The sequence below is a fragment of the Micromonospora sp. NPDC049044 genome (assembly GCF_040649215.1).
Classification (GTDB): Bacteria; Actinomycetota; Actinomycetes; order Mycobacteriales; family Micromonosporaceae; genus Micromonospora.
The window spans coordinates 171,812-180,828 of record NZ_JBEZFA010000013.1; the positions used below are offsets into that span (position 1 = coordinate 171,812).

Consider the following 9,017-nt stretch of genomic DNA (forward strand, 5'->3'; position numbering starts at 1 on the left):
TCCGACAAGAGCTGGGACTCCCGCGACGAGCACGGCTCCGACGAGGACAGCTGGGAGAAGGAGCGCGAGTTCGTCTACTACGGCGAGGCCACTGTCGACAAGGACGCCAAGCCGGGTCGCTACGAACTCAAGGGTTCGTGCGGCGAGGGCGAGCTCGTCGTGCTGCCGCACGGCGGCGTCGACGGTGGTGACGGTGGCGCCAGCACCGGTGCCGACCGTGGCCTGGCCACCGGCGGGGCGGGCCTGCTCGGCGCTGCCGCGCTCGGCGGGATCGTGCTGATGCGTCGTCGGCGGACCGATGGTTCGCTCGTCTGACGTGACGACGACACGGGCCGGCGGCCGTCACGGGAGACCGTGGCGTGCCGCCGGCGCGGCCGTCGTCGTCACCATGGCCATGATCGGGGCCGGCATGATCGGCTTCGCCGTGCGGACCACGCCCCCAGCCCGCCCGCCACAGCCGCTGGCCCAGGCCGGCCCGGAGGTGAGCGGGCCGGCCGAAACGACCAGTGCCGTTCCGCCGGTCGACGGACAGTCGGTGGACCAGACGCAGGTGCCGGACGGGCTGGCCCGTTCCGCGCCGACAAGCATCGAGATCCCCCGGATCGGCGTCAACGCGACGATCCTGTCCCTCGGCACCAACCCGGACGGCACCGTCCAGGTCCCCCCGTTGGAGCAGGCCGACCAGGCTGGGTGGTACGAGCCGGGCGCGAGCCCGGGCGAGACCGGTAACGCGGTCATCGTCGGGCACGTGGACTCGGCGAAGCTCGGTCCGGCCGTCTTCTTCGACCTCGGTTCCCTCGTGCCCGGTGACTCGATCACCGTGCGACGGGCGGACGGTCAGCCGGCCACGTTCCAGGTCGACTCGGTGAAGTCGTACCCGAAGACCGCCTTTCCCACCGAGTTGGTGTACGGGCCCAGCGACCGGCCCGGTCTGCGGGTGGTCACCTGCGGCGGTCAGTTCGACGAGGCCGCCAAGAGCTATCGGGACAACATCGTCGTCTTCGCCACCCTGGTGGCCTGATCGGGGACGGCACGAAACACGAAACGCGGTCCGACCGATCGGGGTGACCCGACCGGCCGGACCGCGTCCGGCGTACCTCGACTCAGGCGGCTGCGGAGGTGCGCACCAGGGTGCGGATCTGGCGCAGCAGCACCGACAGGGCGGCGAGATCCGCCCGGGACTCGTCGAACTCCCCCATCGCCCGCCGGGCGCGGTGGATCGAAGTCGCGTTCGACTGTTCCCACTGCTGCACCCGCTCGTGCGGCGGCAGGTCGTCCGGGGTGGAGTCGAGCACCTCCGCGGTGAGCGCGGCGAGCGCGGCGTACAGGTCGTAGCGCAGCGCCATCCGGGCCAACGTCTGCCAGCGGTCCTCCCGCGGCAGCAGGGAGATCTTCGACAGCAGCGAGTCCACCCGGAACAGGTCGGAGAGCACGAAGTAGACCGAGGCCACCTCGCTGACGTCCCGCCCGCTGGCGTTCGCCGTCTCCACCACGTCCATCAGACCGAAGCTGTACATCAGCCGGGTCGCGCGTTCCGCCAACTCGCGGGGCAGCCCACGCTCGGTCATCGAGTCCATGTGGGCGGCGATGCCCTGCCGCTCGTTGCCGTAGAACAGCTCCTCCAGCCCCGGCAACAGGCGGGTGACGCCGTCGCGCAGCCGGGCGATCTCGGCCGGTACGTCGATCGGCGAGCGCCGGTTGGAGACCAGCCACCGCACCGCCCGGTCGAGCAGCCGGCGGGTGTCCAGGTAGACGCTCGTCTGTAGCTCCGGCGCGACCTTGTTGTCGAGCGCCTCCACTGCGTCCCACAGGTCGCGCAGCCCGAACACCTCGCTGACCACCACGTACGCCCGGATCACGTCCGCCGCGCTGGCCGCCGTCTCCTCGACCACCCGGAAGATGAACGAGATGCCACCCCGGTTGATCGCCTCGTTGACCAGCACTGTGGTGACGATGTCCCGGCGCAGCCGGTGCCGGCCCATCCGGTCGGCGAACCGCTCCCGCATCGGCGTCGGGAAGTAGTTGACCAGGACCTCGGTCGTCCACTCCTCGTCGGCCAGGCCCTCGGTGAGGATCTCCCGCTCCAGGACGATCTTCACGTACGCGAGCAGCACCGCGAACTCCGGCGCGGTCAGGCCGGACTCGCTGCGGACCGCCAGCTCCTCGTCCGGCGGCAGCGCCTCCAGTGCCCGGTCCAGGGCACCGGAGCGTTCCAGCTCGTTGATCATCCGGCGGTGCACCGGGAGCAGCGAGGCGGCCTGCGCCTGGGCGTTGTTGATCGCCCGCGCCTGGTCGTAGTTGTCCCGCAGGACCAACTCCGCGACCTCACTGGTCATCCCGGCCAGCAGCTCGTCCCGCTCGGCAGTGGTCAACTCACCGTCGGCCACCGCCGTGTTCAGCAGGATCTTGATGTTCACCTCGTGGTCGGAGGTGTCCACGCCGGCCGCGTTGTCGATGAAGTCGGTGTAGATCCGGCCACCGGTCAACGCGTACTCGATGCGGCCGAGCTGGGTCCAGCCCAGGTTGCCGCCCTCGCCCGCGACCCGGCACCGCAGGTTGCGCCCGTCCACCCGGATCGCGTCGTTGGACTTGTCGCCCACCTCGGCGTTGGTCTGGCTGGACGCCTTGACGTAGGTGCCGATGCCGCCGTTCCAGAACAGGTCCACCGGGGCGGTGACGATCGCCTTCATCAGGTCCTGGGGCGACATCTGCGTGACGTCGTCGTCCAGGCCGATCGCCGCCCGGACCTGCGGGGTGATCGGGATGGACTTCGCGGTACGCGGGAAGATGCCACCACCTGCCGAGATCAGCTCCGGGTTGTAGTCCTCCCAGGAGGACCGGGGCAGATCGAACAGCCGCCGCCGCTCCGCGTACGAGGTGGCCGCGTCCGGCTCCGGGTCCAGGAAGATGTGCCGGTGGTCGAAGGCGGCCACCAACCGGATGTGCTCGGACAGCAGCATCCCGTTGCCGAAGACGTCGCCGGACATGTCGCCGACGCCGACCACTGTGAAGTCCTGGGTCTGGGTGTCCAGGCCCAACTCCCGGAAGTGCCGCTTCACCGACTCCCAGGCGCCCCGGGCGGTGATGCCCATCTTCTTGTGGTCGTAGCCGGCGGAACCGCCGGAGGCGAACGCGTCGCCCATCCAGAAGTTGTGCGCCTTGGAGATCTCGTTGGCGATGTCGGAGAACGTCGCGGTGCCCTTGTCGGCCGCCACCACCAGGTACGGGTCGTCGCCGTCGTGCCGGACCACGTCCTCGGGAGGCACGATCTGCCCACTGACGATGTTGTCGGTGACGTCCAGCATCGCGCCGACGAACTCCTGGTAGCAGGCTACCGCCTCGTCCCGGTCGCCCGGCTTCTGCTTCAGCACGAAGCCGCCCTTGGCACCCACCGGCACGATCACCGTGTTCTTCACCATCTGCGCCTTGACCAGGCCGAGCACCTCGGTCCGGAAGTCCTCGCGGCGGTCGGACCAGCGCAACCCGCCCCGGGCCACCGGCCCGAACCGCAGGTGCACGCCCTCGAACCGGGGCGAGTAGACGAAGATCTCGAACTTCGGGCGCGGCGCCGGCAGGTCCGGGAGGGCCTGCGGGTCGAGCTTGAACGCCACGTACGCCTTCGGCCGCCCGTCTTCCCGCCTCTGGTAGAAGCTGGTTCGCAGGGTCGCCTCGATAAGCGTCAGGTACGAGCGCAGGATCCGGTCCTGGTCCAGGCTCGCCACGTCGTCCAGCCCGGCCCGGATCTGCTCCACCAGCTCACCGCTGCGCTGCTGCCGCTGCTCGGTGGTCTCCTCGCCCGGCGCGAACCGGGTCTCGAAGAGCTCCACAAGCAACGCGGCGAGCTTCGGGTACGCGATGAAGGTCTGCTCCATGTAGTCCTGCGAGAAGACCGTGCCGGCCTGCCGCAGGTACTTCGCGTACGCCCGCAGCACCACCACCTGCCGCCAGGTGAGCCCGCCGCGCAGCACCAGCTCGTTGAACCGGTCCACCTCGGCCTCGCCACGCCAGGCCGCCGCGAACGCGTTCTCCACGTGCGGGCGCACCTCGGCCAGCTCGTGGTGCCCCTCGGGCAGCATCAGGCCGAAGTCGTACAGGTAGACCCGACCGTCGATCCGGTCCACCTCGTACGGGTGCTCGTCGACGACCCGCACCCCGAGGGAGTGCAGCACCGGCAGCACGGCGGAGAGCATCATCGGTTCGCCGTACCGGTAGACCTTGAACCGGACGTCCATCGCCTCGGCCAGGTCCGCGCCGGGCATCCGGGTGCCGGGGCGGGGTGCCAACTGCTTGCGGAACAGGTGCATCTCCAGCTGGCCGGGCTCCTCAAGCAGCTCCAGCTTCGCCAGGTCCTTCATCGCCTCGTACGGCGTGTGCCCGTCCTTGTAGCCCTCCGGGAACGCGTCGGCGTACCTGGTGAACAGGTGCTTGGCCTGCTCGTCGCCGAGCTTGCGCTCCAGCACCAGCCGGTAGTCGTCGTCCCAGAGTCGGGTCGCGTCGGCCAACTCCTCGGCCAACAGGTCGGCGTCGATCTCGCCGGGCGGCCGGGTCGGGTCGGTACGCACGATGAAGTGCACCCGGGCCAGCATCGACTCGGTGACCCGGGTGGTGTAGTCCACCCCGACACCGTTCAGCTCGCGCAGCAGGATGTCCTGCATGCGCAGCCGGTTCTGGGTGGTGAAGCGGTCCCGGGGCAGGTAGATCAGGCAGGAGATGAACCGCCCGTACGCGTCCCTTCGCAGGAAGACCCGCAGCTGCCGGCGGCCGGCCATCCGCAGTACGCCGATCACCGCGTGGTAGAGGTCGTCGGTCTTGATCTGGAACAGCTCGTCGCGCGGGTAGGTCTCCAGGATCTGGATCAGATCCTTGCCGGAGTGACTGCGCCGGCTCAGACCGGAGCGGTCCAGCACCTCGGCCACCTTGCGGCGCACCACCGGCAGCTCCCGGACGCTGGTCCGGTACGCGGCGGTGGAGAACAGGCCGAGGAAACGCCGCTCGCCGATCACCTCGCCGGCCTCATTGAAGATCTTGAAGCCGATGTAGTCGAGGTAGGCCGAGCGGTGCACTGTGGCCCGCGAGTTGGCCTTGGTGATGATGAGCAGGCGCTTCTCCAACACCTTCTCGTGCGCCTCGGGTGTCATCGACGCCAGCGGCCGGGCCTCCGGAGCGTCGGAGCGAAGGATGCCCAGACCGGTGCCGAGCACCGCCTCCAACGCCTTGCCGTCGACAGTGTCTTGGGCACCGCCGCCTGCGGTGTCCACCAGCCGGTACTCCCGGTAGCCGAGGAAGGTGAAGTGGTCGTGGGCCAACCAGCGCAGCAGCTCGACCGAGTCGGTGATGTCCTTTTCCGGCACCGGTGGCCGGTTGTCGGCGGTACGCGCGGAGGCCAGCTCGTCAGCGAGGGCGAGGGCACGCTGGCGCATCTTCGGCCAGTCCTCCACCGCCTCCCGCACGTCGGTGAGCACCCGCTGCAACTCGCGGCGCAGCCGATCCCGCTCGGCCGCGTCCCGGACCGGGTCGATCTCGATCCGCATCCAGCTCTCGATGATGTCGCCGGCGATCGCGTCGTCCGGCTCCACGTCCGCGGAGACCTCGGTGAGCCGGCCCAGCGGCTCGCGCCGGACCACCACCAGCGGGTGCACCAGCAGGTGCACGTCCAGGTGGTACGAGTTGAGCAGCGCGGTGACCGAGTCGACGAGGAACGGCATGTCGTCGGTGACGATCTCGACGACCGTGTGGTGCTGGTCGGCGTGCGGCTCGTGGATCCGCAGCTTCAACTCGCCGGGAACCCGCTGCTGGGCGAGGTCCCGGTGCGCCCGGGCCGCGTCGAGCATCTCCTCCGCCGTGAAGCCGACCAGCTCCTCGTCCGGTGCGAACCGCCAGAAACGGCCGACAAGTGTCGCCGCGTCGTGGTCGTCCCCCGCGAGCGCGACGGCCTGAGCCACCAGGCGCTCCGCGTTGGGAACGGGTTCGTCGAGCTCGGCGTCCTCCACGTCGTCGGCCAACGCCTCGGTGGGCAGGCCCAGATCGTAGATGGTGTCGATGCTCGACCCGGTCAGCCCGGTGACGCCCGTGTCGAGCCGGCCGTAGCCGTCCCCGTCGGTCGCCGAATCGAAGCTGTCGTCGTCCCGGCCGGAGTCATCCTGCCGGAGGTCGGGTTCCGGTTTGATCGCCGGACGCCGGTCCATCGGTGCCACTCCCCTCGACCCACCGCGTTGTGGGTCACTCTGCCGCCCAGCCTAGGCCCTGCCGTTCCACACCTTCGTCGGCGGACCACTGGCCAGACGTCCGGATCGGGACTTTGTCCTTTCACCCGTTGCGGGTCCGAGGTAGGCCGGCTGCGGGATACCCCGCCACGCGATGTTCATCACACCGGCCCGGCCCGTCTTTGAGCCCGGCCACCGCCCTGGGGGACGTTGGGGACGACGTCGGCGTACTACCGTGCGAAGGCGCTCCGAGATCGGAAGGACCAGCTTCATGTCTTCGTCGTACCCCCGGCCCCACCGGCCGAACCCCGTCCGCCGGGTGGTCGCCGCCCTCACCGCGGCGCTGCTCACGGCCGGCGTGTTGGCCGGCTGCTCGGGTGACGACGGGCCGGAGAAGACCCTCGACGCCTTCCTCGCCGGGTGGCGCAGCGGCGATCTCCAGGCCGTCGGTCTGATCGACCCGACCGGCAGCAAGCTGCCGGCGACAGACGTGAGTCGCGAGATCAAGGAGCTCTCCGGCGAGCTGGCGGCGACCCCGCCCACGCTTACCCGGCGCGGCGAGCCGGCGGTCACCGCGGACATCGCCACCACAACCGTGCAGGTGGAGTGGAACCTGCCCGGTCAGACCCGCTGGGCGTACGACCGGGAGGTCCGGCTCTCCCAGGGCGACGACGACCAGTGGCAGGTGATCTGGGAGCCGAAGGTGGTGCACGAGCAGCTCACCAAGGGCGACCGGTTGGCGCTGCGGCGCGACCCCAGCCCTCGCGCCGGGGTGCTTGACGCTGCCGGGCAGCCGATCGTGACCCCCCGGCCGGTGGTGCGGGTCGGCGTGCAGCCCGACGGGGTCACCGACCTCAAGAAGCTCGTGAAGGACCTCGACGCGGCGTTCAAGGCGATCCGTCCCGCTCTGGTCCCCGCGGTCGACCTGACCGACCTGCCCGAGCGGGTGACCAAGGCCGAGCCGGGCGCCTTCGTCGAGGTGGTGTCGCTCCGCGAGGAGGCGTACCGGCAGATCAAGCCCCGGATCTACGACCTGCCCGGCACCAAGTTCATCTCCGACAAGATCGACCTGGCGCCGACCCGGGAATTCGCCAGGGCACTGCTCGGCACCGTCGACCCGGCGCAGGCCGACGACCTCGCCGCCCACCCCGACCGGTACGTCGTCGGCGACCTGGTCGGGCACGGCGGGCTCCAGGGCCGCTACGACGAGCAGCTGCGCGGCGGCCCCGGGCTGACAGTGGTGGTCGAGCGTCCCGCCGAGGGCGGCAAACTGGAGCCCACCGGCGCCGAGTTGTTCCGCCGCGAGCCGCAGCCGGGTCAGCCGCTGAAGACCACCCTTGACGTAACCGTCCAGAACGCTGCGGACGGGGCCCTGCGCGCCGAGCCACGGCGCTCCGCGCTGGTGGCGCTGCGGATCAGCGACGGTGCGGTGCTGGCCGCGGCGAACGGCCCCGGACCGGCCGGGGAAAACCTGGCCTTCACCGCTCAGGTCCCGCCGGGCTCCACGTTCAAGATGGTGAGCACGCTGGGCCTCCTTGATCGGGGCGCGGTCACGTTGGACGGGCCGGTGGCCTGCCCGAAGACCTTCACCGTGGACGGCCGGTCCTTCAAGAACTCCGACAACTTCGAGCTCGGTTCGGTGCCGTTCCGCACCGACTTCGCCAAGTCCTGCAACACGGCGTTCGCCTCGTTGGCACCGAAGCTCGGCGGCGACGGGCTGGCCGCCGCCGGCCGCTCGTTGGGCCTGGAGGGTCAGTGGGATCTTGGCACGGACGCCTTCACCGGCAAGGTGTCGACCGGCGGCAGCCTGGCCGAGCAGGCCGCAGCGTCGTTCGGGCAGGGCACCACGCTGGTCAGCCCGCTGGCCATGGCCGGTGCCACCGCGGCGGTCGCCCGGGGCCGCTTCGAGCAACCGAAGCTGCTGATCGAGCCGGCGCCGGCCAAGCCGGTCGCGCCGGGCGAGCAACTCAAGCCAGAATCGGTAGCGGCCCTGCGGGCGATGATGCGCGAGGTGGTCACCACCGGCACCGGCAGCGCGCTGAAGGATGTGCCGGGCGAGGTGTACGGCAAGACCGGCACCGCCGAGTACGACGACAACCCGGCCCACACCCACGCCTGGTTCGTCGGTTGGCGGGGCGACGTGGCGTTCGCCGTCTTCGTGGAGAAGGGTGGCGCCAGCACGGCGTCGGCCGTCCCGATCGCCGAGCGCTTCCTCCGCGCCCTCCCGACCCCCTGACCCCGACCGCTGCGCCCCGACCCCTGCGGCCCTGACCGCTGCGGCCTTGACCGCTGCGGCCTTGATCGACTCGCGTTCTTTGAAACTGCCCTATCCGACGCGGGCGGTTTCAAGTGGCGGTTGCAACCAGGTGTTTGTGGAGTACCTCGGCTGGATTTTGCCAGTCGAGGGTTTGGCGTGGTCGTCCGTTGAGTTCGCGGGCGACGGCGTCGAGGTCGTCTTGGGTCCAGGTGCGGAAGTCGGTGCTGGAGCGGGGGAAGTACTGCCGCAGGAGACCGTTGGTGTTCTCGTTGCTGCCGCGTTGCCAAGGGCTGTGGGGGTCGCAGAAGTAGACCTTGCAGTCGGTGGCCAGGGTGAACACAGGATGCTGGATCATCTCGATGCCCTGGTCCCAGGTCAGGGTCTTACGCAGCTCGGCCGGCAGACGGCGCATCAGGGCGGTGAGGGTATCGATGACCTGTTCACTAACCCGCGATTCGGGCAGAGCACCGAGCATCACGTAACGGGTGGCCCGCTCGACCAGGGTGATGATCGCGCTGGCGCCTCGGGCACCGATGACCAGGTCACCTTCCCAGTGT

The 9,017-nt window shown here is 70.1% G+C and carries 4 protein-coding genes and 1 pseudogene; 3 read left to right on the forward strand and 2 right to left on the reverse strand.

The window, feature by feature from the left end; translation table 11 throughout:
• Together AB0B85_RS14145 and AB0B85_RS14150 are read left to right on the forward strand one after the other, a co-directional pair.
• Positions 1-315, forward strand: a pseudogene (locus AB0B85_RS14145) (hypothetical protein); the annotation flags it as partial.
• Position 316: 1 nt separating this feature from the next.
• Positions 317-1,021, forward strand: a complete 705-nt coding sequence (locus AB0B85_RS14150; RefSeq protein WP_357407083.1) for a class F sortase — start codon at positions 317-319, stop codon at positions 1,019-1,021.
• An 82-nt stretch (positions 1,022-1,103) separates the two neighbouring features.
• Here AB0B85_RS14150 and AB0B85_RS14155 read toward each other — a convergent pair whose 3' ends face one another.
• Positions 1,104-6,185: an NAD-glutamate dehydrogenase gene (locus AB0B85_RS14155; RefSeq protein WP_357407085.1), complete on the reverse strand. Its 5,082-nt coding sequence runs from the start codon at positions 6,183-6,185 to the stop codon at positions 1,104-1,106.
• Positions 6,186-6,474: 289 nt separating this feature from the next.
• Between AB0B85_RS14155 and AB0B85_RS14160 the strand changes: the two genes are divergently transcribed.
• Positions 6,475-8,439 carry a penicillin-binding transpeptidase domain-containing protein gene (locus tag AB0B85_RS14160; protein WP_357407087.1) on the forward strand — a complete coding sequence of 655 codons (1,965 nt, stop codon included), beginning with the start codon at positions 6,475-6,477 and terminating at the stop codon, positions 8,437-8,439.
• Between the two features lie 109 nt (positions 8,440-8,548).
• Here the strand turns inward: AB0B85_RS14160 and AB0B85_RS14165 are convergent.
• On the reverse strand, positions 8,549-9,017 hold a 469-nt coding region (locus AB0B85_RS14165), incomplete at its 5' end, for an IS30 family transposase (protein WP_357407089.1).